Here is a 24,871-nt window from a genome sequence, read left to right as displayed (position 1 = left end):
TTAGCGCTCCCCGGTGGTCCGTTCCAACGCGTCGCGGGTCAACATCAGTTCAAGTGCCTGCTCTGCCGCTTCGCGCTCGTATTTGAGCTCATCCCAACGCTGGGTGTAGACCTCGCTGGTCAATGTGCTGGCCTGCTCATCGAGCGCTTCACCGCGCGCGTCGAAAGCCCTGGCGGTTGCGGCGAAGGGTTCGGGGTGCTGCTGGCGCAGATAGGCGGTCCAGAACCCTTGGCGGGCGATACTGTGCGCCAGTGCTTCAGGCGTTTCCTCTGCCTGCACGGCAGCCAGCGCCTCCCGCCCACGCTCTTCGGTGATATCAGCCAGGCTGCTAAAGCGCATGCTCTGGGGCTGGCAAGGCAGGTTGAGCGCCTTGGCCAGGTGAATGCGGTAGCCGAGCACGATCTCCAGGTCATCCACAACACCTTGCACCCGCCGCCGCTGTTCCACTGCCTGGAAAGCGAAGCGGTCGAGGGCCTCGAGACGAAACAGCTGGCGACCGAGCGTCAGCAATTGCGACCCCGCGTCGGCTTGCGCACTGCGCAGGTTCGCCTCATGGGCCAGCACCTGGATCTGCAGACGGCTGAAACGCTCCGCCGAACTGTCCACACAACCTATGGGTTCGCGAGCACTCTCGAAGATTTCGCTGCGCAGTGTCTGGTCCTGGTCAAGCGCCGCCAGCAATCCCCACACCTGGTCGCTCAAGTAGGCTCTTGCATGGGTGAAATCGCTGCCTTGAGTCAGCGCCTGCAGCAGTTCGAACAGCTCGGTGCTGCCGTCCATCTCCTGCAGCCTTTGCCACAGCGCCCTTCGCGCAGGTTGATGTGCTTCAGGCTGGTCGCCCAGCCATTGGTTCAGGTGCGCATCAGCGTCAACAGGCACGTTCAACGCTGTGCCGTGACGTTGATGACTCAGCCCGTAAAACCGCTGACGCTCTGCAGCGGACAATGGGTTGCGACTCAGATTCAACCGTGCCCGGAATCTCCAGGGCATCCGCACCAGTTCGGGCGGCAGGGTCTGGATCTGGTTGTCACTCAGGTCAGCGAACTCCAGAAACTCACAGCGCTCAAGGCCTTCAGGCATGACCTGCAAATGGCAATTGTCGAGACGCAGCCTACGCAATTGTGGCAGTTCATTGAACCTCAGGCTGAGGCTACGCAACGGGTTATGGCTCAAGTCCACCATGTGCAGGTAGGGCATCGAACGCAGCATGTCCTGGTCCTGGCTGCTCATGCGAATACGGTTGGACATCAACCGCAGCGTGCGCAACGCCTGCAGGTGGGAAAGGCCTGGAGGAATACTGGTCAGGCGATTGTTGGTGAGGACCAAGGTATGCACGTGGCGAAAGCAACGCAGGAAGTTCGCCGGCACGTCCTGCAGCCCCATGCCGGCCAACACCAATTCGCCGATATGGCTCATGTCGACCTCAGCGGGCAGAGTCGGTAATCGCTCGATCTGCCAGCCACTGAGGCTCAGGCGCACCGTGTCGGTGTTGTCTGCGAGATCGATTTCCACTCCGCCATCCAGGCGCCAGGCCCGACGAAGCTGTTCAGCGAATTGTCGTTGCTGATTGCGCAAGTTTTCGTTCGTGGTGGCGCGCTCCCAGCGCGTGAGCGCGCGGTCCAGTTGCCTGAAATTGTCCTCGTGCTCCAGAAGCTGGTCCAAGGGCGAACCAGGCTCGCGCAACAAACGCTGGAAAAAGCTCTCGACCTGCACTTCGGTGAACCCTGGGTACAACGCGCGAATACGCTCGCGCAGGGTTCTGACGGAGACTTCACTGCCCGGTGTGCGGCCGCCCAAGGTGTAGCCGACTCGGCCATCGGCCAGGCGTGCGCCGGGGTTGAACCATGGCGACTGATTGCGCCAGCCGAGCAGATTGAACACCTGGCTTCGCTGGCCTGGCAGTTGTTTGGCCAACCGCTCACGCAGTTGTTGCGCCGCGCTGTCCTGAGAAAGCCCCAGGCGCGTACGCTGTTCGGGTTTGAGCAAGGCCACCAGGGCATCGAACAGGCTGGCGGGCTCAGCGATTTCCTCGGCGCGCTCCACCCCTCGGTGGTCATACAGGCGAAAGCCGCCTTGCCGATAGACCATCACCGTGCGCGACTCGGCCTTACCCTGCGGGTTCAATTGCGCCAGCAAAGGTCCGCTTTCGTTACCCTTGCGCAGTTCGAGATTGAGATCGCCTGGCCACTCAGGCAGTTTTCTCAGCAACGCGATCACCAGTTCACCACTACCGTCGGTATAGGCGTTTTGCAGGAACACCCCCTCGAATGCGCGATTGACCCGTGCCAGTTGCAGCAGCGCGCGGGCCTTTTGGGCCAGCGACAAGCTCAACCGCTGGCTCGCCGCCATGGCCAGGCGCTCGTCGACATTCAGCCTGCTCAGCGCTTCACGTGCATAGGCATCCGGCAATCCTGGGAAATCGCGTTTGAGCAGTGCCAGCACCGCATCATCCACCTCACCAGGGGCGGTCAGATGCTCGAACAAGGCATGCCCCCATCGGCCCTGGTCCTGCAGCAGGGTGCTGCCGATCTGCGTGTCAGATAGCCCTTGCAGCGCTGCCTGTGCCTTGCACCAGGTGAGCATGTCCTTTTCGGGAATTGTCTCTGGCGCTTGGCCAAGCGCGCTGAACAACCGGTTGATCCGGGCATCGGCGTCGAAGCGCCGCACCGTATCACGCAAGTTCACCGGCAATTGGCGGTTCTCCACCAGCAAGCCACGCAGCTCGTCTTTATCGACACCGGCCACTTGCAGAATCCGTGCGACCTCTGTGGCCTCCCGAGGTGGGTGGCTTGGCCACAACCGTTCGAGCATCAAGGTGCTGTCGTCCCACTCCAATGGGCGTTCCAGGCGCAGTCGCCAGCAGCGTTCGCCATTGCCGACCAACTCGGGCTCGAAGGCATCGTCACGCGCTGGATGAAGCAGCCGCCACGGGCCATCCTCGTCCGGTTGATGCACTTCGTAATAGCGCGACTCGATGCGCAGAAAGCGCAGGTCACCCTCATGGTAAAAGCCATCATCCTGCAATGTCGCCAGACCGGGACTGACTTCGTAAACACTCAGGTCGTGTTTCCACAGGCGGTCGTCATCTTGTTTCACCGTGACCGGTTCAAGCTCATCGATAACGGCGCCACGCGCGAAGCCGCGAGCGACTAAGCCGGCGCCGACCGCGGTCACAGCTGTGACTGCAGCAATTTCCGCCACGCCGAGCAAATGCTCCGTGGCCTCATGCTGATGGCCTTGAGCCCAATCAGTCACGCCGTCATAGAGCTGCTCGGTGACCTGAACCAGCAGCTGCGCCAGTAGCAACTCACCCAGCCCCGGGACGAACAAGCCGGCGATGCCCGCTGCACCCATGGCAATGCCCTCCCACCGCTTCAGGCGCTCGCTTGCAGCAGTCTTGTCGGCATCGGCCGTGGACACCAGCAGCATCCTGGCATCGTCTTCCAGGTGTTCGAAATGTGCCTTGGCGAGGGCGGCAAAAACATCGCCTGTCAGCGTGGCGCGTTCAAGCTGGAGGTCGGGTTGGGAGTCCTTCAGGCGTTGGTTCAGGGTTTCAATGAAGTCGGCCCGTTCCCTCAACTTCACCTGATTGCAGAGGTTTTGCTGGAATGCCTTCTCGCTCAGATCCTTGACCAAGGCATCGCAGACCGCCGCGATATCAGCGAAGTAGCGTAGCGGCTGCTGCACATCGCTGGGCAAATACAGCACCATGCCCTTGTTCTTGCCGTCGGCTTCGTGCAACTGGATCAGCAAGGCATCGGCGATCAAGCAATTGAGGACTTTCAGCTGCCCGGCATAACCACGCAGCAGCTTGTCCCCGTGCCCGGTCGTGCCCACAGCCCGCAGGGCTGCATGGCTAGCACCGTCCAGCTGCCCTTTGAGCGCCGCCAATTCCAGTGCCAACGCGAAACCTGTGCGCTTGTGCGCGGCCAATTTTCCGCGCACTGAATCGGTGACAGTGGATGCCAACAATTTCTGATAACCCTGGCCTGCATCCGCCTTCCGGCACTGCTTGGCCAACCCGTTCCCATCGATCAGCACCAGCGACTCGCCCTCGACCACCAACCCACTGCCCTCATAGAAAGGATCGCCATCGGGGAAATTCTGCATGAGGGTCAACAACGCCGGTGTTCGCACGTATCTGAGCTCATCGGTGGGTACGCCAATGCCAACGGGCACGTCCAGGCGACGACGCACATCGAGCCATTGCATCTTGTCGAATCCCAGTGTGGCCGCTGAATTCGACAGCAAAGGTGTGAATACCTTCAACGCGTAGGCCTGGGGCGTTGGCAGGCTGCGCAGTGCCTTGTCCAGTGGCTCATGACTGTTGCGGTGCGCCGTGTAACAGTCACGCAGTTTGTTGATCTGTCCGGGCGATGCTTGCTTGAGCCACTGGGGCAGCCGGGTTGCCACGAACGCGTCGGCATACTTGTCGAGCGCCCTGACAGGCTGTTTGGTTTGCGCCATCACTACACCTCTGAAGGTCGGAAAGCGCATACAGTGCTGCAGTGGCGGTTCGACACTGCAGAGGGAACTGGCGCAACAGCAAACTACGAGAAGCTCGCGCCGTCCCCTTGCAACACCAACGTGCGGTAATGTCCCGGGTTGCAGCCGAACCACTTGCGAAAGGCCTTGTAGAACGAACTGCTGTCGGCGAACCCCAGGCGCTCGGCAACCTGCGCCAGGCCAAGTTCGGCGTCGGCCAGCCAACTGATCGCCAGTTCGCGCCGCACGCTGTCTTTCAGGCCCTGGTAGGTCTGCCCCTCTTCGGCCAGCCGGCGGCGCAGCGTGGAAGCTGACATGCACAGCTCAAGCGCCAGGCGCTCGGCATCAGGCCAACCCGCCGGGTCATGCTGGCGCAGGTCATGGCGAATGCGCCGGGCCAGACTGTCCGGGTCGCGGTACTTGACCAGGATGTTGCCGGGCGCCTCCGCCAGGAAGCGCTGCAGGTCTTCCGCCGTGCGCCTGGGCGTCAGCGCCAGGCAATCGGCGGCGATGATCATGCGTGTGCGCGGACGGTCGAACTGGAGGTTTTCGGAGAACATCACCCGATAGTCATCGCAAAACGCTGGCTCGGCGCAGCGCAGGTCGATGGCCAGAATGGGAATACGCCGTCCGGCCAACCAGCAGGCCACACCATGCACGATCATCCAGAAGGTGAAATAGGTGAAGGCGCGCCGCGGTTGTTCCCGTGGCTCGCCAATGACGATCTCGGCCAGGCTGCCCTGGCGCACCAGTACCGGTTGCAGGTCTTCGAGCATCAGGCCAAGGAAACCCAAGGCCACGTCCAACGCTTCTCCCAGGCTGGGCTGGGCCATGGCGGCGCGCGCCAGCAGAGCCAGGCTGCCGGTGCGCAGGCCACGGGGATCCATGGCAAAGAACTCGTCGTTGCAGCGCTGCGACAACAGCCGCCACAGGCGCGCATAGGCGCTTGCAGGCACCCGTGCATCGGCCTGTTCGAACAGGCTGGCATCGATCCCGGCGCGTCGCAGCAGAGCGCCAGCGGCATCACTGTCGGGGCAGCTCTGCAACAGCGCCTCACGCACCAGCTGCATGGAAATCGTATCTTTCTCGCTCATCGGCCATCCGGCGCCAGCTTGCTCGTTGGCGGCCATCTTACGGCAACCAGGCGCGGCCTCACAGGCTTGCCGCCAAGCCAAGGAAGGCCTGGATCAAGCGCAATTCGCGGCGCCGCTCCAGGCAACCGAGCATGTGCTGGTTACGCAGCCCCTCTCCCGCCAACGGTCGAGCCACCACACGCGGGTCATGCGCCACCTCGGTCGAAGAGACAACACCAATGCCCAATTCCGAGGCCACCGCTTCGGTCACCGCCTCGCGGCTGTCCAGTTCCAGCAGTACACACGGTTGTACCTTGGCCTGGGCACAGGCGTTGTCGAACGTACGCCGGGTCGTCGAGCTCGGCTCGCGCAGGACCATGATTTGCTGGTGCAGTGCGGCCAGCGGCAGGTCATCCTCGCCGCTGGCCCAGTCGTGGCCTACGGGCAGCAATGCGCACAAGCGCGACGCGCAGAGGCTCTGCAGATGCAGCCCCTTGCGCGGCTCGATCTCGGTCAGCACGGCGACGTCAGCATGCTCCGACAGCAGCGCGGCCAGGGTCTCCTGCGCATTGCCCAGGCGCAGGTTGACGGTAATGCCTGGATAGCGCTCGCGCAGCAGCGCCAGCATGGGCATGACCCGGTGCGGCCCATCGGCAGCCACCTCCAGACGCCCGGTAAGGAGCTGACGATTGGCTTCGAGCATGGCCTGCGCCTCCTCGGCCAGGCCGAACATGGCACGGGTGATGGCCGCCAGGCGCGTGCCCTCCTCGGTGAGTTCGACGCGCCGAGCGGTCCGCCTGAGCAGCGTGATCTGATAGTGCTCCTCGAGTGCCTTGACGTGCCCGGTGACCGCCGGCTGGCTGATGAACAGACGCTCGGCGGCACGCGTGAAGCTGCCTTCGCGGGCAACGGCATCGAAAGCACGAAGCTGGAACAGGTTCATTTCGTATCGGCCTGACTTATAGCTGACATAACAACAAACAATTTGATTGATAGCCTGGCGAATTGCAACCTAGGCCCCGTAGTTTCAGCGCCCAACCAACCGGCGACCACCGCAGCTTGTGAGGAACCACGGAATGAGCAACGCCCCGATTCTGCTGACCCCCGGCCCATTGACCACGTCACTGCGCACCCGCCAAGCCATGCTGGAGGACTGGGGCTCCTGGGACCGCGATTTCAACCAACTGACCGCCAGCGTCTGCGAGCAGCTGCTGGCGATCATCGACGGCAGCGCCAGCCACCACTGCGTGCCCCTGCAGGGCAGCGGCACCTTCGCCGTGGAAGCCGCCATCGGCACCCTGGTACCCCGTGACGGCAAGGTCATGGTACTGATCAACGGCGCCTACGGCCAACGCCTGGCGAAGATCTGCAAAGTGCTCGGCCGTACCTTCAGCACCTTCGAAACCGCCGAAGACCAACCGACCACTGCCGCCGACGTCGACCGCCTGCTCGCCGCGGACCCGGCCGTGACTCACGTGGCGCTGATCCACTGCGAAACCAGCACCGGCATCCTCAACCCGCTGCCAGAGATCGCCCAGGTGATCAAACGCCACGGCAAGCGCCTGATCATCGACGCCATGAGCTCCTTTGGTGCGCTGCCGATCGACGCCCGCCAGATCCCCTTCGAAGCACTGATCGCCGCCTCGGGCAAATGCCTGGAAGGCGTACCGGGCATGGGCTTCGTATTCGCCGAAAAGACCGCCCTGGCCGCCGCCGAAGGCAATGCCCATTCGCTGGCCATGGACTTGCACGACCAGCACGCCTACATGGCCAAGACCGGACAGTGGCGCTTCACCCCACCGACCCACGTGGTCGCGGCCCTGCACGAGGCCTTGCAGCAGTACAACGAGGAAGGCGGCCTGCCCGCCCGCCACCAGCGCTATGCCAACAACTGCAAGACCCTGCTCGAGGGCATGGCCGCCATCGGCCTGCGCAGCTTCCTGCCAGCCGAGATCCAGGCGCCGATCATCGTCACCTTCCACGCGCCGAACGATGCCCGCTACCAGTTCAAGGACTTCTACGAACGCGTCAAGGCCAAGGGCTTCATCCTCTATCCGGGCAAGCTGACCCAGGTCGAGACCTTCCGCGTCGGCTGCATTGGCGTGGTCGGGGCGGACGGCATGCAGGCCGCCGTCAATGCCGTGGCCGACGTGCTGCGGGAAATGGAAGTACTGGACATCTGACTCGCTGCCCTCTCAATTTCAGGAAAACGCGCACATGAACTACAGCAACCCTACCCAGCTGCAAGCCGCCATCCTCGACTGGGCCGGCACCGTGGTCGACTTCGGCTCCTTCGCCCCGACCCAGATCTTCGTCGAAGCCTTCGCCGAGTTCGATGTACAGGTCTCGATCGAAGAAGCCCGAGGCCCGATGGGCATGGGCAAGTGGGACCACATCCGCACCCTGTGCGATGTGCCGGAAATCGCCGAGCGCTATCGCAAGGTGTTCGGCCGCACGCCGACCGATGATGACGTCACCGCCATCTACAACCGCTTCATGCCACTGCAGATCGAAAAGATCGCCGTGCACTCGGCGCTGATCCCTGGCGCCCTGGACACCCTCACCGGCCTGCGCCAGGACGGCCTGAAGATCGGCTCGTGCTCGGGATACCCGAAAGTGGTGATGGACAAGGTGGTGGAATTGGCGGCCAACAACGGTTATGTCGCCGACCATGTGGTGGCCACCGACGAAACCCCGAATGGCCGCCCATGGCCAGCCCAGGCCCTGGCCAACGTGATTGCCCTGGGCATCGATGATGTCGCGGCCTGCGTGAAGGTTGACGACACGGTGCCGGGCATCCTGGAGGGCCGCCGCGCCGGCATGTGGACCGTCGCCCTGGTGTGCTCGGGTAATGCGTTGGGCCTGACCTGGGAAGGCTATCAGGCGCTGAGTGCGGAAAAGCTGGAAAGCGAGCGAAAACGTATCCACGCGATGTTCGAGCGTTCACGCCCGCACTACCTGATCGACACCATCAATGAGCTGCCCGAGGTGATCGCCGACATCAACCGGCGCTTGGCCAAAGGGGAAATGCCGCAGGCATCCTGATCCATCGCTGCTGCACCCAGCCCGCGCCTACAGGCACAACCTCGAGCCTGCAGGTGCGGGCTTGCGCGCCAAAGCGCTGGGTGAAATCGCCCGAGCGCAATCCTTGCCTAACCCCGACTTCTCTCAAGGCTGCGAATGGTCTGCAAGGTGAGCTGCAGCCTCAAGGCATGGGTATCGGCGTCCTTTTCGATTTCCAACGCGTTCAGGCTGGCTCGATACTGGAGCTCACCCAACTGGGCACGCTGCCCTTCGACAAGGTTGCGCCTCTGCGCGTACACATCAGTCAAGTGACTGAATGAACCGGCATTCTCAAGCTCCACATACCGTTGCCAGAACGACCGGCGACAGAGGCTGGCTGCCAGATTTTCATGGGTTTCGTTCTCGCGCAAGGCACGCAGCGCCTCCAGCAACTGCTCCCCGGATACCCGACCGTCCTGCGACTCGCGCAGTGCCAACGGCTGCTGGGGCAAGTTCAAGCGCTGGCGCAGGCGTACCCTGTAGCCCAGGACAATGCTCGTGCGGTCTACGCGCACGCGCAACTGCTGGCGCCGGTCGGCATCTCGACGAGCGTACTGATCCAGGAAGTCCAGCCGCATCAACGCCCGCCCGAAATCCAATAGCTCGGCACCGCGGCCAACAGCCACACGCGCCTCTGCCCGAGCAATGCGCAAGTGCAATGACAACTGGCTGAAACGGTCGATGACAGCGTTGTCATCTGTCATCGGCTGGGCCATCAATGCGTCGACTTGCTGGCGAAACACGGCATTGTTTTCCCGCTCGGTCAGCACGCTCCAGCCCTGTTCGAACAGGTACGACCGCTTCCAGCTGAAGTCGGCAAACGCAATCAGGTTGCCCAACAGTCCAACAAACTTTTGCCCTTCCACTGTTTTCTGCAATTCGTCCCAGCGTTTACCGAGGCTGACCTGGCCCTGGGCATCTGCACCTGACCACCACACGCGTGCATCGATCGTCGAGACGGGCGGCGCAGACGGCTCTTCCGGTATGCTGTCCAACGCGTAGAAGCGCTGCAGGTCTCCACTGCTTATCGAATTGCCGTCAAGCTGGAAAGCGCGGCGAAACTCATACGGCATGAGCAGCAAGTCGTTTGGCGCAGCCGGCAACTGGTTGTAGCGCAAGTCTGCTACCTCGAGAAAGCCACAGAGCTCCACGCCGAGCGGCCAGGTACCCAGGCGACAGTTACGCAAATACAGTTTCACCATGTGCGGCAGATGATTGAACCTCATCGCGAATTGACCAAGAGGATTATGGCTGAGGTCGAGCGAGCAGAGGCGCGGCAATAGGGTCAATGCCTGCTCAGAGGCAGCGTCCAGTCGAATATTGTTGCGCGCCAAGCTCAGCTCGCGCAGCTCGGTGAGGTAGGAAATACCTTCTGGAACCCGCAGCAGGGCATTCCCCCCCATGCTCAAAACCCGCAAACCGCGAAAAGCACTGAGAAATTGTGACGGCACTTCGCTGATCGTTGTACCGGTCATCACCAACGAGGTGATGTAGGTGAAGTTCAGTTGTAGCGCAAATGCCGGAAGGGTGGTGATAGTCAAGTCAGTCAGGCTCAGGCGCTGCCGCACCACACCGTCATCGTTCACCGCTTCCACCTCGGCCTGCGCGCCCCACGCTCTTCTCAGACGTTGGGCAACGTGTCCACGGATTTGCCGCCTGGCATCATTGAGCTCACTGCCTTGCCAGCGTTGCAGCGTCACTTCCAACTGCTCGTGGTCGTCCTGCAACTCGAGCAACAGATCGTACGCCGAAGCCCGTCCCGCCAGCATTCGCTGCAGTTCCTTATCGATTTGCGTTTCGCTCAAGCCTGGAAAGTAGCGGCGCATACCGTCTCGCAACACCTCCCGAGACGTTCTCGCGCGCTCTGCTCCGCGCCCACTGAGCAGGTAACCGACCCGGCCGTCTTCCAGGCGTTGCCCCGGGTTGAACCAACGTGTGCGCTCTGGCCACTCCATGAAGCGGGCAATCTCCTCATGGCCTTCAGGCAGTTGCTCCAGTGCCCGGGCCCGCAGTAACTGGCTGACCCCGTCATCCCCCTCGACCCCCAACTCGGCCCATTGGGCAGGCGTCGTCAATGCGGTGATGACTTCGAAAAGATCGCCCGGGTCGTCTACGGAAATCTCAAGCTTGCTGCCATCAGCCTCGAAGGCATTGAACCGCCCCTCCTGATGAACCAGTGTCCGTAATGGCTCTCCCTGGCCCTGCGCCACCAGACTCGCCACCAGGCGTCCGTCGACTTCACCCTCACACAGGTTGATGTTGATGGTCCGAGGGTCAAGTTGATTGAGCAATGCGAACACCAGCTCGCCGGTTTCCGTGCAATAGCTGCTGGCAAGGTAAAGGCCCGCCAAGGCCTTGCTGATTCTCGCCACACGCAGCAACGAAGCCGCTTTGAGCGCCAACCCTTGGGGAAGCTTGCGATTGCTGACTGCTTCACTGCGTTCAAGCGCACTGGCCCCGCCTTCCAGCAGCTTGGCATAGCTATCTCCCAAACCAGGAAAATCCCTCTGCAACTGTTTGAACAAAGGGTCGTTTCCAACAATGTCCGGCCGTGTCAGGTGCGTGTAAAGCGCCCCGCGCAGCTGCAGCTTTGCCTTCAGTACCTGCGCGATACCCTTGCCCACATCGGGCAACCCCTCACACCACTTCAATAGCTTCTCATCCTGCGCATCCAGACGTTTGCGCTGCAAATGGTCGAAGAACCGCCCGATTTGCTCATCCGCCTCGAAGCTGCGCAGCGCTTCGCGCAGATTGACAGGCAACACCCGGTTTTCCATCAGGATGCCACGCAGTTCATCTTGATCGACCCCTGCCACGCGCAACACCTGCTCCGCCCGTTGCGCACCGATCATCGGGTGCTGCGGCCACAGCCGATCGAGCATTCGCGCACGGTCATCCCACTCCCAGGGCCGCTCGCATATCGGCCGCCAGCATCGCTCATCGTTATGCAGCACGACGGGCTCGTATGCCCCTGAACGACGCTGATGGCGTAACCGATAAGGGCCCTGCGGGTCAGGCCGATGCACCTCGTAGTAACGTGAACCGGAGCGCAGCCAGCGCTGCTTGCCATCGCCATACAAGCCATCGGGACGCAGGGCAATGTTCTCGGGCACCGACTCGTAAGGCACGAGACTGTCGTCCCACAGACGCTTGATACCGGTTCTTACATTGACGGGTTCCATGGCAGCGACCAGGGCACTGCGCACGACACTCACGCCGACCACGGTCGCGGTGGTCACAGCCAGCGCTTCGGCCACGCCGAGCATATGCTCCAAGGCTTCATGACGGTGCCCCTCGTACCAGTCCTGTGCGCCCTCGAAGACATCACTCAAGGTCTGCAACACCAGTTGCCCCAGCAACAGCGCACCGAGCACCGGGATGAAAAGCCCTGCCAGGTTGATCAGGTTCAGGCCTGCTGACTTCCAGGCCTCATGCCGGGCGCGGGCGGCCTTGACATCGGCCTCGGCGGTTGGCACCAGCAGTAACCGCGCATCTTCTTTGGTGCGTTTGACCTGGGCACTGGCCAGCGCGTCGAAAATGCTGCCTTCAACCACGACACCTTCAAGGTCAAGGTCAGGTTTCGGGTCTTTCAGGCGCTTGCCGAGTTGCTCGACGAAACTGGCCCGGTTTTTCAAGCTGATCAACTGAGTGAAAAAGGAAAGGTAGGATTCGCCTTGCAGCAATGCGGCCAGGGCACTGTTCATCGAAGATTCATCAGCGAAGTAGCGCAATGCCTGCAACGGATCGCTCGGCAGGTAGAGCAGGACACCCACCTGCTTGCCCTCCACATCGCGCAAGCGGACCAGCATGCCATCGGCCGCCACCTGACCCAGAACCTGCAAGGTCCCGCCGTAACCGCGCAGCCCAGACTTCTCCAGATGTATCTGTTCGCGTGTCATTTCAAGCAATGCGATTTCCACCTTGGCGGAAATGTCGCCTTTCATCGCTGCAATCTTGCTTGCCAAGGCAAGCCCGGAACGCTTGTCATCGGCCAGGATGCCCAGGGCCTCAGCGTTGAAGACCTGATCCAACTCATCCTGATATTTTTTTCCCACATCCAGCCTTCGGCACGTGGACACCAGCTCCGTATCCGAGATCGACAGCACTTCATCCTGGCCAGGCGCAACCAGGCCGGATCCGGCATAGAAGGAGTTGCCAAGCTCGAAGTTGCTCATCAGACGCAAGATGCCGGAGGTGCGTGTTGCCTTGTAACCAAACGCCTGCATGTCAGAACTGCCGAGCGTACCCAGCCAGGGCGTCACCACCAGCCATTCCAGCTGTGAAAACTCCACGCCCTCAGGCAGTGGCTTGGCCAACAGCACCTTGAGGTGCTTTTCGGCGAATACGTCGAGCGGTTCAAGCTTCAGGGTTTGCCCACGCAGGCGCGCCTGGCTGGCCTGGTGAGTATTGAAAGCCGCACGCAATCCTGACAACTGGGCGCGTGAAGCCTGCTTCAACCAGGCTGGCAGCCTTGCAGCAATGAAGTCATCGGTGGCGCCGAGGATTTTTTCATCGGCCGTGCGCATCGCCGAGGGTGTGTTGGACATTGTCGCTCCAGCAACGAGATTCAGGAGCGACAATGCTGTAAGGATTACCCGGCCTGACTACAGCTGGAATGGCTGCCGGCAAGGGCGTGAGCTCAGACCGCCCGGTTCAGCTTGACCCAAGAGGCGAACTTGTCGATGAAGCCCTGCAGGAACGGCCGGGTCTTGTCACTGAGTTTGCCACTGTCATCGAACAGGTTCGCTGCACCGCCCAGATAGGCCTCTGGCATCTGCATGCAGGGCATGTCGAGGAAGACCAGCGACTGGCGCACGGCGTGGTTGGCACCAAAGCCGCCAATGGCCCCCGGCGACACGCTCACCACGGCCGCGGGCTTGCCGCTCCAGGCGCTCTGACCGTAAGGCCGCGAACCTACGTCGATGGCATTTTTCAGGCAACCTGGCACCGAGCGGTTGTACTCCGGGGTGACGAACAGCACGGCATCGCTGCGGCGGATCTCTTCGCGAAGGCGCTTCCACGGCTCGGGCACACCTGCGGCCTCGACATCCTCGTTGTACAGCGGCAAGTCGCCGATCTCGACGATCTTCAGGGCAAGGCTGGACGGTGCCAGCTCTGAAAGGGCGCGGGCCACCTTGCGGTTGTAGGAGTCCTTGCGCAAGCTGCCGACGACGACCGCTACCGAATACACCTGGCTCATGGCGATTTCCAACCTTTGCTGGCTAAAGAGACGTTGTAGTTATAGATGACCGTTCCTCGGCGTTTAGGTTTTTTTTGCCGGCCTTGAAAACTCCGGCTATGTTGCACGGTCTATCGCTGCAGACATTTCTTACGTAATTCAGAGGTTTCCACCTAAATGGCAGCAGTAATGGTCGGCCAGTTCCACGCCCGAGACGCCGAAGGCCGCATCTACCCCGTTCACGAGTTCCAGGAGTCGACCCTGCAAACCGACGGCAGCACCCTGGGCGCGCCGATCACGACCTATCGCCTGGCCATTGGTGACCGGGTCAACCACTTGGGTGAAAACCGATTCGAGCTGGCGCGCACCGGCGTCGAGATCATTCGCATTCCTTGATGCAGTCCACCGTGTACTGGCCACTTTCGTTCTGCAGGCCATGCACATCGGCGACGAAGCCGGGGAAGCCACTGTTGAAAGCACGGGCGAATGCCAGGTAGTCGAGGATCGAGCGGGTCGCTTCGGTAAACCGCTCGCCCGGCATGATCAACGGAATGCCCGGCGGGTAAGGCACCAGCATCACGGCAGCGACCCGGCCCAGCAGCGCCTCGATCGGTACCGCCTCCACCTCCCCACGCACCATCAGGTCGTAGGCCCGCGCCGGCGTCATGGCCACTTCGGGCAAGCGCGTGAACAGACGCTTGAGTTGCTTGGCCGTGGCATTGGCGCGGTAGCAGGCGTGCAACTGATCGCACAGATCGCGCAGGCCCATGCCCTGGTAACGTGGAGCGTCGACCGCGACGATGCTGGGCAGGCACGTGCCAAGCGCGGTGTTGGCGTCATAGTGGCGCTTGAACTCCAGCAGCTCGGTCAACAGCGTGCTCCACTTGCCCTTGGTGATGCCCATCGAGAACAGCACCAGGAAGCTGTAGAGCCCGGTCTTCTCCACTACCAGGCCGCGTTCCCAGAGAAACTTGCTGACCACTGCCGCAGGAATGCCGTGCTCACCCAGCACGCCACCTGCACTCAGGCCCGGCATCACCAATGTCACCTTCAGCGGGTCGAGCAGCACATAGTCGTCCGCAACCTCGCCAAAACCATGCCACTCGGCCCTCGGCTGCAATAGCCAGTCCTGGGCATCGAGGCGCTGGATTCCCTCCGCCGCTGGTGGCTGCCAGATACTGAACCACCAGTCATCGGCAGCGATGTGCTCGCGCAGGTTGGCCAGGGCCCGGCGAAAGCTCAGGGCCTCATCGAACATCTCCTGCAGCAGCGAACGCCCCGCAGGCCCCTCCATCATCGCCGACGCCACATCCAGCGAGGCGAGGATGCTGTATTGCGGGGAGGTGGAGATGTGCATCATGAACGCTTCATTGAACCGGTCGCGGTCCAGCTGCCGTTGCGCGCCATCCTGCACATGAATCATCGACGCCTGGCTGAAGGCGGCGAGCAGCTTGTGGGTGGAATGGGTGCTGAACACCAGCGGGCTTTGCGCGTTGCACAGGGTGCCCATGGCGTAGCGCTCGGCGAAAAAGTCGTGGAAGGCCGCGTAGGCGAACCAGGCTTCATCAAAATGCAGCACTTCGACACTGGGCCCCAGCACCTGCTTGATCAGGCCTGCGTGATAGCACAGGCCGTCATAGGTCGAGTTGGTCACCACCGCCAGCTTGATCCGCGGCTCACGGCCCTGGGCCAGGGGGTTGGCGTGGATTTTGGCCTGGATCGCCTCGGGGGTGAATTCGCTGAGCGGGATCGGCCCGATAATGCCCAGCTCGTTACGCTCAGGGCAAAGATAGAGGGGGATGGCGCCGGTCATGATGATGGCGTGCACCACCGACTTGTGGCAGTTGCGGTCCACCAGCACCAGGTCGTCACGGCCGACCATCGCATGCCAGACGATCTTGTTGGCGGTGGAGGTGCCATTGATCACGAAAAACGTATGGTCGGCGCCGAAATTGCGCGCTGCGCGGGCTTCGGCCTGGGCCAGCGGGCCGGTATGGTCGAGCAGCGAGCCCAGCTCCGGCACCGATACGGACAAGTCCGAGCGCAGGGTATTTTCCCCGAAGAACTGGTGAAACGCCTGGCCCACCGGACTTTTGCGGTAGGCCACGCCACCGCCGTGGCCGGGGGTATGCCAGGAATAGTTGGACTGCGCGGTGTGCTGCACCAGGGCCTTGAAGAACGGTGGCAACAGGCCGTCGAGGTAATTGTGCGCTGCACGCGCCACCTGACGGGCGAGAAAGGGCACGGTGTCTTCGAACAGGTAGAGAATGCCGCGCAACTGGTTGAGCTCGCCCATGGCCTCGGCGGGAGCGTTCTCCAGCGTGACCTGCTCGCCAAGGGCGAAGATCGGCAGGTTGGGCGCACGTGCACGGGCCAGGCGGATCAGTTCGGCGATGTTTTCCAGCAGGTGGGTGTTGGCACCGACGCCTTCGGCGGCAATCAACATGCAGGCCAGGCCGTGGTGGGTGGCGGCGACCAGGCGCGCTTCGGCGTGGTCGGCGGCGGCGAGGATGTCGAAGCCGTCCTGGCGCAGTTCCTCGGCGATGCCACGGATGCGCTCGCCGGCGACGCTGTCGGCCTTGATGGCGCGGTGGACGATGAGGATGGGGAACTTGAGGTCCTTGTACATCAGGCGGCTACCTCCGAAGGACGGATCGTCCCTCTCAGGGTAGTAGAGCCTGATGGTTACAGTACCGGCCCCATCGCCGGCAAGCCGGCTCCCACAGGAGGTCAGCGGTGAACCTTGTGGGAGCCGGCTTGCCGGCGATAGGGCCGGTACAGACGAAGAATCAGCCAGCCGGGGTCTCGGTCAACGCCTGCCACATCGAAGGCCCACCCGCCGACTTGGCAATCGCCGCCAAGCGTTCGGCATGCGCCTCAAGCTCCTCGGCACTGGCCACGATCACCCGCCCCGGCGCACGCCCGGTAATCCGGCGGATCTCGCTGCCACTGCCCTGCCCTTCGCTGTCACCATCAGCCCCGTGCCCAGCCAGCGACAAGCTGGTCTGGCCACCGGTCATCGCCAGGTAGACGTCGGCCAGCAGTTCCGAGTCGAGCAACGCGCCGTGCAGCTCACGGCCCGAGTTGTCGATGTCGTAGCGTTTGCACAACGCATCGAGGCTGTTGCGCTGCCCCGGGTGGCGGGCGCGGGCCAGCAACAGGGTATCGAGGATGGTGCAGTGGTTCGAGATATCGGCGCGGTCGCCCTGACCCAGCAACGCGAACTCGTTGTTGATGAAGCCAACGTCGAACGCCGCGTTGTGGATGACCAGCGTGGCGCCCTGGATGAATTCGAAGAATTCCTCGGCAACCTCTGCGAAACGCGGCTTGCCGACCAGGAAGGCATCGGTGATGCCGTGGACGTTGATGGCGCCCTCGTCACTTTCGCGGTCAGGTTGCAGGTAGACGTGGAAGTGTCGCCCGGTCAGGCGGCGGCCAATGACCTCGACGCAGCCGATCTCGATGATCCGGTGGCCTTCGCTGACCGGCATGCCCGTGGTTTCGGTATCGAGAATGACCAGGCGTTTATCTTGCTGCTGCTCCACGCGGGGCGCTCCAACTTGCATCAATTACTGAGCCGCGGATTGTACCCCAGCTCAACGCTTGGCGCGCACTTCCTCGACGCCACGGTTGGCCAGCTGGTCGGCGCGTTCGTTGCCAGGGTGGCCGATATGGCCGCGCACCCACTTCCAGGTGACCTTGTGGCGGTTGACCTGCTCATCCAGCAACTGCCACAGGTCGGCATTCTTCACCGGCTCTTTCGCGGCGGTTTTCCAGCCGCGCTTCTTCCAGTTGACCATCCATTCGTTGATGCCCTTCATCACGTACTGCGAGTCGGTGGTCAGCACCACCTCGCATTCACGCTTGAGCGCCATCAGCCCCTGGATCGCCGCCATCAGTTCCATGCGGTTGTTGGTGGTTTCGCGCTCGCCGCCCCACAGTTCCTTCTCGACGCCCTTGTAGATCAGCAGGACGCCCCAGCCGCCCGGGCCAGGATTGCCCTTGCAGGCACCATCGGTATACAGCTCGACGCTATCGCTCATGTACCACTCATGTTCAGTGCTTTTCGGTATCGGGATTGACGGCGGTGCGGTTGACCTTGGCCAACGGCAATGGCAGCAGTTTGCCCATCGGTTCGCGACGCTCCGGGCGCAACGGCCGCAGGCCCACCACCATCTTGCGCGCCACCAGCAGATAGACCCCGCCGCCAGAACCCTGCCAGCCACCCGCCAGCCGCTCCCAGCCCGCCAGGCGTTGTTGCCAGGCCGGCGAGGCAAGCGGCGGACGATAGCACCCGAAGCGGCGTTTCTCCAGCGCGAAGCCCAGCAGATTCAACCAGTCGCCCACCCGTGACGGCGAAATGCAACGGGCCTTGCGCAGCGCGCCATGGCTGAAGAAATGGCGCATGCCCCAGCTGCTCCAGGGATTGATGCCGACGATCAGCAAGTGCCCGCCCGGACGCACGGCACTGGCGGCCTCGCGCAGCAAGCCATGGGGCGACAGGCTGAAATCCAGGCCGTGCTGCAGTACCACCACGTCGGCGGCATGCTCGCTGAGCGGCCAGGCCTGTTCCTCGCAGACGATCTCCACCCCTGGCAGCGGCGCGCCGAGACGCACGTTGCGCTGCACCTGAGGGGCGCTGGGCGGTGCTTCGGCGCAGGGGCCGTAATGCACCAGGTAACCACCGAAGAAGCGCCCGAGCTCTTCTTCCAGCAACTTTTCCTCTTCCTTGAGCATCAACTGGCCAAGAGGGCCGTTGAACCATTCACGTGCCAGGCAGATCAGCTCGACCCAATCGGGGTCGGCCTGGGCAAAGGCTTGGTCGGTCATTGCGCTCTCCCTCGAAGGTTCTCGCACCGCGCCATCGCGGCTAAGATGCCCTCATGTGCCACGCTAGGCGAATCGGATCCGCACCATGATACAGATCGATGCTCTCCCCGCTTTCTCCGACAACTACATCTGGTTGTTACAGGATACTGCCAAACGCCGTTGTGCGGTGGTCGATCCCGGCGACGCCGGCCCGGTGGAGGCCTGGTTGGCCGCCAACCCCGGCTGGGTACTCGCGGACATCCTGGTCACCCACCACCACAACGACCATGTCGGTGGCGTCGAACGCCTCAAGCACTTGACCGCGGCCAGGGTCTGCGGCCCGGCCAACGAGCGCATTCCCTGCCGCGACCTGGCGCTGGAGGACGGCGACGAGGTGACGGTGCTGGGTGTGACTTTCCAGGTGATGGCCGTGCCTGGCCATACCCTGGGCCATATTGCCTACTTCAGCGATCAGCCCGCGACACCGCTGCTGTTCAGTGGCGACACCCTGTTCGCCGCCGGCTGCGGGCGCATGTTCGAAGGCACCCCGGCGCAGATGCAGCCCGCCCTTGCCCGTCTGGCGGCGCTTCCCGAGCAGACCGAAGTCTATTGCGCCCACGAATACACCCTGAGCAACCTGCGTTTCGCCAAGGCTGTGGAGCCCACCAATCTGCACGTTCAGCAACGGTTCGAAGACGTTACCCGTTTGCGCGCCGACAATCGCATCACTTTGCCATCAACCATCGGCCTGGAACGCCTCACCAACCCCTTTTTGCGTACCTCTGAAACATTAGTTAAACAAAAAGCAGACGAATGGAAGGGACATTCAAACGATACGCAGGTCACTGTTTTTGCTGCCTTGAGGTCTTGGAAGGACACATTTTGATAACCTCAAGATATATCGCAACGGGGTAACAACGGTTGACCAGCCGGGTAGCGGTTTCTAGAATCGCCGAAATTTTTCGCCCGGAAACCTGTCCCAGCCGATGTCTTCCCGAAGCCGCAGAACCGCTCATTCAGTCGCCCTGAGGCGCCTGGCCCAGATCAGTGCACTGGCGCTGGCCGCCACCCTGGTCGGCTGCCAGAGCACCCGCCAGCTCGACGATGCCGAAAGCGTTCGCGCGCACAACTATCAGGCGCGCCTCAAGCACAAGCCTGCCCCGCTCGTGGTCAAACCCGTCGAGCAGGCGCCGCAGGACGTGTGGGAACGCATGCGCCTGGGCTTCGCCTTGCAGGACAGCATCGACGTCAACCCGCGCATCGAGCAGCAGCGCCTGTGGTTCGCCAGCAACCCGTCGTTCCTCGAGAACGCCGGCGAGCGCGGCAGCCTCTACCTGCACTACATCGTCGAACGCCTCGAAGAGCGCGACATGCCGCTGGAGCTGGCCCTGCTGCCGGCGATCGAGAGCGCCTACAACCCGATGGCCTACTCGCGCGCCCATGCCGCAGGCATGTGGCAGTTCATCCCGTCCACCGGGCGCCACTTCAACCTGCGTCAGACCAACTTCTACGACGGCCGCCGCGACATCACCGCGTCGACCAACGCCGCGCTGGACTACCTGACCCGCCTGCACGACATGTTCAACGGCGACTGGCTACTGGCCCTGGCCGCCTACAACGCCGGCGAAGGCACCGTCAGCCGAGCGATCGAGCGCAACGAAAGACTGGGGCTGCCAACCGATTACTGGAACCTGCCACTGCCGCAGGAAACCCGCGACTACGTGCCCAAGCTGCTGGCCCTGTCGCAGGTGGTCTCGACCCCCGAGGCCTACGGCGTGAACCTCAACCCGATCGCCAACGAGCCCTACTTCGAAGCGGTCGCCATCAACGAGCGCCTCGACCTGTCGCGGGTTGCCGCCTTCGCCAACATCGACGAAGACGAGCTGATCCAGCTCAACCCGGCGTTCAAGAAGCGCATGACCGTGGACGGCCCCAAGCAACTGCTGGTGCCGACTGCCAAGGCGCAGTTGCTGACCGACCTCAAGCCTGAGCAGATTGTCAGCCTGCAGCCGAACAAGGCGGTGTTCGACCGCGCCCTGGCCGAAGCCAAGGCGCCGGCAACGGCACGCAGCTATCGGGTCAAGCGTGGCGACAACCTGAGCGCCATCGCCAAGGCCAACCGGGTATCGGTCAAGGACATCCAGCGCTGGAACAAGCTGTCGGGCAACCGGGTGAAGGCCGGCCAGGTACTGGCACTGCGGGGCGGGAACGCGCCGAGTGCAGCGGGCAACCGGGTGGCGGCATCCGGGAAGCGTTCGACCCAGTACAAGGTGCGCAAGGGTGACTCGCTGTATTTGGTTGCCAAACGTTTCAATGTCGAGATGCAGCACCTCAAGCGCTGGAACCCGCGCAGCGGGCATGCGCTGAAGCCGGGGCAGACGCTGACCGTCTACCTGGGGCATTGATGCGCCGCCGGGGCCGCTTCGCGCCCTAATCGCCGGCAAGCCGGCTCCCACAGGCTTTGTAGGAGCCGGCTTGCCGGCGATTAGGGCGCGAAGCGGCCCCGCTCGATCCCCCCCTTGTGATCCTCTTTTTCCAACCCCGCCAAGCTGTTACTGTACCCCGACCAAAGCCCAACGCCTCTGGATCGGATGCCGACTTGATACGTCCCCTCCTGCTGTCACTCAGCCTGGCCTTGAGCTTTCCCGCAGCCGCGATGGTGAGCGAAAGCCACGGATACGCGCAGTTCGGCACGCTCAAGTACCCAGCCACCTTCACCCACTTCGACTGGGTCAACCCGCAAGCGCCCAAGGGCGGCACCTTGCGGGCCATGGCATTCGGCACCTTCGACACGCTCAACCCCTACACCTTCAAGGGCACCAGCCCGGTGACCACGCCGAACTTCCTGCAGTACGGCGTCAGTGAGCTGAACGAAACCTTGATGGTCGGCACAGGCCAGTACGACCCGTCGGGCGACGAACCCACTTCCAGCTACGGCCTGATCGCCCGTACGGTCGAGTACAGCGAGGACCGCAGCTGGGTGGTGTTCAACCTGCGCCCGGAGGCGCGCTGGCATGACGGCAAGCCCATTACCTCAGCAGATGTGGCGTTTTCCTACCGCACACTGCTCAAGGAAGGCCATCCGATCTACCGCACCAACCTGCAGGAAGTTCAGCGCGTCGATGTGCTCGGCCCGCTGCGCATTCGCTTCGTCTTCAAGCGCGCCGGCAACCCGCTGCTGATCCTGCGCCTGGGCGAAATGCCGGTGCTGCCCAAGCACTATTGGCAAGGTCGCGACTTCAAGGCCACCACCTTCGAGCCGCCGCTGGGCAGCGGGCCCTACCGCATCACCCAGGTACAACCAGGCCGGCGCCTGGTGTTCGAGCGGGTGAAGGACTACTGGGGCAAGAACCTGGCGGTAAACCGCGGCAAGTACAACTTCAAGCGCGTCGAGTACGAGTTCTACCGCGACGCAACGGTGGCCTTCGAAGCCTTCAAGGCTGGCGAGTTCGATATCTATATCGAGCACCAGGCGAAGAACTGGGCCAACGGCTACACCTTCCCGGCCGTGCGCCGTGGCGAGGTGATCAAGGCGCAGATCCCGCACCGCATCCCGACCCAGACCCAAGGCCTGTTCATGAACAGCCGCCGCGCATCCTTCAGCGATGCCCGGGTGCGCCAGGCGCTGGGCCTGATGCTCGACTTCGAGTGGACCAACCGCGCCCTGTTCAGCAGCGCCTACCGCCGCGCGACCAGCTACTACCCCAACAGCGAGTTCGCAGCCAGGGGCACACCCACCGGCAAGGAATGGCTGCTGCTCGCGCCGTTTCGCGACCAGCTGCCGGAAAAACTGTTCACCCAGCCCTACCAGGTCAGCCACACCGACGGGCGCGGCATCAGCCGCCAGACCCTGCGTCAGGCCCTGACCCTGCTCGGCCAGGCCGGCTGGAAACTCGACGGCCAACGCCTGGTGGACAAGAAAGGCCAGCAACTGCGCATGGAGTTGCTGCTGGTGAACCCCAACCTCGAACGTATCCTGCAACCTTATGTCGAAAACCTGGCGAGCATCGGTATCGATGCGCGCCTGCGCACCGTGGACCGCGCCCAGTACAAGCAGCGCCTGGACCAGTTCGACTTCGACATGATCCTGATGACCCTCAACCAGACCTTGAGCCCCGGCCTCGAACAGTGGCTGTACTTCCATTCAAGCCAGGCCTCGACCAAGGGCAGCAAGAACTATGCTGGGGTCAGGGACCCGGTGGTCGACCACCTGCTCGACACCTTGCTCGCGGCGCGCACCCGCGACGACCAGGTCGCCGCCGCTCGCGCCCTGGACCGGGTGCTTTCATGGCAGTACTACATGATTCCCAACTGGTATCTCGACAATCACCGCCTGGCCTACCGCAACCGGTTCGCCTTCGTCACCACGCCGCCCTACACCCTCGGGCTGAACAGCTGGTGGATAAAGCCTTCGGAGAAAGCCCAATGATGCCCATGCCCCGCCTGCGCCAGCTGGCCGGCAGCCTGTTGCTCGCCTGCCTGAGCCTGCCGGCCCTGGCCGCGCCGCAGCACGCGCTGACCCTGTACGACGAGGCGCCGAAATACCCGGCCGACTTCAAGCACTTCGACTTCGTCAACCCGGACGCGCCCAAGGGCGGCACCTTCCGCCAGTCCAGCTTCGGCGGCTTCGACAGCCTCAACCCGTTCATCAACAAGGGCGTGCCGGCCGACAACGTAAGTGCCATCTACGACACCCTGATGCGCCAGAGTCTGGACGAGCCCTTCACCGAGTACGGCCTGGTGGCCGGCAAGATCGAGAAGGCCCCGGACAACAGCTGGGTGCGTTTCTACCTGCGCCCCGAGGCACGCTTCCACGACGGCCATCCGATGCGCGCCGATGACGTGGTGTTCACCTTCAATGCCCTGATCAAGGACGGTGCGCCGCTGTACCGCCAGTACTACGCCGACGTCGCCGAAGTGGTCGCCGAAGACCCGCTGCGCGTCTTGTTCAAGTTCAAGCACAAGAACAACCGCGAACTGCCGCTGATCCTCGGCCAGCTGCCCGTGCTGCCCAAGCACTGGTACGAGGGCCGCGAATTCAACCGTGGCAACCTGGAGATTCCGCTGGGCAGCGGCCCCTACAAGATCGCCGAGGTCAAGGCCGGTCGCTCGATCCGCTATGAGCGGGTCAAGGACTACTGGGCCAAGGACCTGCCGATCAACCGCGGCTTCTACAACTTCGACGCCATGACCTTCGACTCCTACCGCGACAACACCGTCGCCCTCGAAGCGCTCAAGGCTGGCCAGTTCGACTATGGCCTGGAGACCAGTGCGAAGAACTGGGCCACCGCCTACAACGTGCCCGCGGTACGCGACGGCCGCCTGATCAAGGAGGAGCTGCCCAACGGCAACCCCACCGGTATGCAGGGCTTCATCTTCAACCTGCGCAAACCGGTGTTCCAGGACGTGCGCGTGCGCCAGGCGCTGAGCCTGCTGCTGGATTTCGAATGGACCAACAAGCAGCTGTTCAATGGCGCCTACACCCGCACCGGCAGTTATTTCGAGAACTCCGATATGGCGGCCAAGGGCCTGCCTACCCCAGGCGAGCTGAAAGTCCTCGAACCGCTGCGCGGCAAGGTGCCTGAGCAAGTCTTCGGCGAGGCCTTCCACAACCCGGTCACCGACGGCAGCGGCATGATCCGCGAGCAGCAACGCCAGGCCTACAAGCTGCTGCAAGAGGCCGGCTGGAAGATCGTCGACGACAAAATGGTCGACAAGGACGGCAAGCCGGTTGCCATCGAGTTCCTGCTGGCGCAGACCGAGTTCGAGCGCATCCTGCTGCCATTCAAGCGCAACCTGGCGGACCTCGGCATCGAGCTGAACATCCGCCGTGTCGACGTCTCGCAATACATCACTCGCCTGCGTTCGCGCGACTTCGACATGATCGTCAGCGGCTTTTCGCAGTCCAACTCGCCCGGCAACGAGCAGCGCGAATACTGGACCAGCACCGCCGCCGACAACCCCGGCAGCCGCAACTTCATCGGCTTGCGCGACCCGGCCATCGATCAACTGGTCGAACAACTGATCAACGCCGATTCCCGGCAAAGCCTGATCGACCACACCCGCGCCCTCGACCGTGTGCTGCTGTGGGGGTACTACGTGATCCCCAACTGGCACATCAAGACCTGGCGCGTGGCCTACTGGAACCACATCGGCCACCCCGAGGTGTCGCCCAAGTACGATATCGGCATCGACACCTGGTGGATCAAGCCCGGCGTCACCCCGGCGGTGACCGAAGCGTCTGAGCAAGAGGCCCACTGAC

16 protein-coding genes are annotated in these 24,871 nt (G+C 62.8%); 7 read left to right on the top strand and 9 right to left on the bottom strand.

Translation table 11 applies throughout. The features are described from left to right. The 3 genes from ACIPZB_RS19605 to ACIPZB_RS19595 form a co-directional block, all read right to left on the bottom strand. The gene (locus tag ACIPZB_RS19605) at window positions 1–4,467 is read right to left on the bottom strand and encodes an NEL-type E3 ubiquitin ligase domain-containing protein (protein ID WP_400642182.1); all 4,467 of its coding nucleotides are present in this window, start codon (window positions 4,465–4,467) and stop codon (window positions 1–3) included. 83 nt (window positions 4,468–4,550) lie between these two features. Further along, window positions 4,551–5,579 carry an AraC family transcriptional regulator gene (locus ACIPZB_RS19600; protein WP_400642181.1) on the bottom strand — a complete coding sequence of 343 codons (1,029 nt, stop codon included), beginning with the start codon at window positions 5,577–5,579 and terminating at the stop codon, window positions 4,551–4,553. 58 nt (window positions 5,580–5,637) lie between these two features. Further along, complete coding sequence (locus ACIPZB_RS19595) at window positions 5,638–6,501, bottom strand: LysR substrate-binding domain-containing protein (RefSeq protein ID WP_400642180.1); 864 nt, start codon at window positions 6,499–6,501, stop codon at window positions 5,638–5,640. Between the two features lie 133 nt (window positions 6,502–6,634). Between ACIPZB_RS19595 and ACIPZB_RS19590 the strand changes: the two genes are divergently transcribed. Both ACIPZB_RS19590 and phnX read left to right on the top strand, forming a co-directional pair. Next, window positions 6,635–7,741: a 2-aminoethylphosphonate--pyruvate transaminase gene (locus ACIPZB_RS19590; RefSeq protein WP_400642179.1), complete on the top strand. Its 1,107-nt coding sequence runs from the start codon at window positions 6,635–6,637 to the stop codon at window positions 7,739–7,741. A 34-nt stretch (window positions 7,742–7,775) separates the two neighbouring features. After that, the gene (phnX, locus tag ACIPZB_RS19585) at window positions 7,776–8,603 is read left to right on the top strand and encodes a phosphonoacetaldehyde hydrolase (RefSeq protein ID WP_400642178.1); all 828 of its coding nucleotides are present in this window, start codon (window positions 7,776–7,778) and stop codon (window positions 8,601–8,603) included. 107 nt (window positions 8,604–8,710) lie between these two features. Here phnX and ACIPZB_RS19580 read toward each other — a convergent pair whose 3' ends face one another. Both ACIPZB_RS19580 and ACIPZB_RS19575 read right to left on the bottom strand, forming a co-directional pair. Next, complete coding sequence (locus ACIPZB_RS19580; protein WP_400642176.1) at window positions 8,711–13,168, bottom strand: NEL-type E3 ubiquitin ligase domain-containing protein; 4,458 nt, start codon at window positions 13,166–13,168, stop codon at window positions 8,711–8,713. A gap of 92 nt (window positions 13,169–13,260) precedes the next feature. Continuing rightward, complete coding sequence (locus ACIPZB_RS19575) at window positions 13,261–13,821, bottom strand: NADPH-dependent FMN reductase (protein ID WP_400642175.1); 561 nt, start codon at window positions 13,819–13,821, stop codon at window positions 13,261–13,263. A gap of 156 nt (window positions 13,822–13,977) precedes the next feature. Here ACIPZB_RS19575 and ACIPZB_RS19570 point away from each other — a divergent pair, with 156 nt between their 5' ends. After that, window positions 13,978–14,196 (top strand): hypothetical protein, encoded by a 219-nt coding sequence (locus ACIPZB_RS19570; protein WP_400642174.1) that lies wholly within the window; start codon window positions 13,978–13,980, stop codon window positions 14,194–14,196. Here the strand turns inward: ACIPZB_RS19570 and ACIPZB_RS19565 are convergent. From ACIPZB_RS19565 to ACIPZB_RS19550, 4 genes are all read right to left on the bottom strand, one after another. Further along, window positions 14,180–16,429 (bottom strand): Orn/Lys/Arg decarboxylase N-terminal domain-containing protein, encoded by a 2,250-nt coding sequence (locus ACIPZB_RS19565; RefSeq protein WP_400642173.1) that lies wholly within the window; start codon window positions 16,427–16,429, stop codon window positions 14,180–14,182. The genes ACIPZB_RS19570 and ACIPZB_RS19565 overlap by 17 nt on opposite strands. Before the next feature lie 160 nt (window positions 16,430–16,589). After that, on the bottom strand, window positions 16,590–17,345 hold the full coding sequence (gene dnaQ / locus ACIPZB_RS19560) for a DNA polymerase III subunit epsilon (RefSeq protein ID WP_400642172.1): 756 nt from the start codon (window positions 17,343–17,345) through the stop codon (window positions 16,590–16,592). 51 nt (window positions 17,346–17,396) lie between these two features. Further along, complete coding sequence (gene rnhA, locus ACIPZB_RS19555) at window positions 17,397–17,843, bottom strand: ribonuclease HI (protein ID WP_008091240.1); 447 nt, start codon at window positions 17,841–17,843, stop codon at window positions 17,397–17,399. 13 nt (window positions 17,844–17,856) lie between these two features. Continuing rightward, window positions 17,857–18,630: a class I SAM-dependent methyltransferase gene (locus ACIPZB_RS19550; RefSeq protein WP_400642170.1), complete on the bottom strand. Its 774-nt coding sequence runs from the start codon at window positions 18,628–18,630 to the stop codon at window positions 17,857–17,859. Between the two features lie 85 nt (window positions 18,631–18,715). On the opposite strand from ACIPZB_RS19550, the gene gloB reads away from it, so the two are divergent. The 4 genes from gloB to ACIPZB_RS19530 all read left to right on the top strand — a co-directional run bounded on the left by gloB (window position 18,716) and on the right by ACIPZB_RS19530 (window position 24,870). Next, entirely contained in the window at window positions 18,716–19,495 is a 780-nt protein-coding gene (gloB, locus tag ACIPZB_RS19545) for a hydroxyacylglutathione hydrolase (protein ID WP_400642169.1), read from the top strand. A 100-nt stretch (window positions 19,496–19,595) separates the two neighbouring features. Further along, entirely contained in the window at window positions 19,596–21,014 is a 1,419-nt protein-coding gene (locus ACIPZB_RS19540; RefSeq protein WP_400642167.1) for a LysM peptidoglycan-binding domain-containing protein, read from the top strand. A 194-nt stretch (window positions 21,015–21,208) separates the two neighbouring features. Beyond that, a complete protein-coding gene (locus ACIPZB_RS19535; protein ID WP_400642165.1) occupies window positions 21,209–23,038 on the top strand; it encodes an extracellular solute-binding protein in 1,830 nt (609 codons plus the stop codon). Then, window positions 23,035–24,870 (top strand): extracellular solute-binding protein, encoded by a 1,836-nt coding sequence (locus tag ACIPZB_RS19530; protein WP_400642164.1) that lies wholly within the window; start codon window positions 23,035–23,037, stop codon window positions 24,868–24,870. The genes ACIPZB_RS19535 and ACIPZB_RS19530 overlap by 4 nt, the downstream gene beginning before the upstream one ends. Window position 24,871 lies beyond the last annotated feature (1 nt).

The organism is Pseudomonas sp. NPDC089396 (genome assembly GCF_044749545.1).
Lineage (GTDB): Bacteria > Pseudomonadota > Gammaproteobacteria > Pseudomonadales > Pseudomonadaceae > Aquipseudomonas.
The sequence above is the reverse complement of the archived record's forward strand: the minus strand, read 5'-3'. Positions and strand labels throughout refer to the sequence as shown.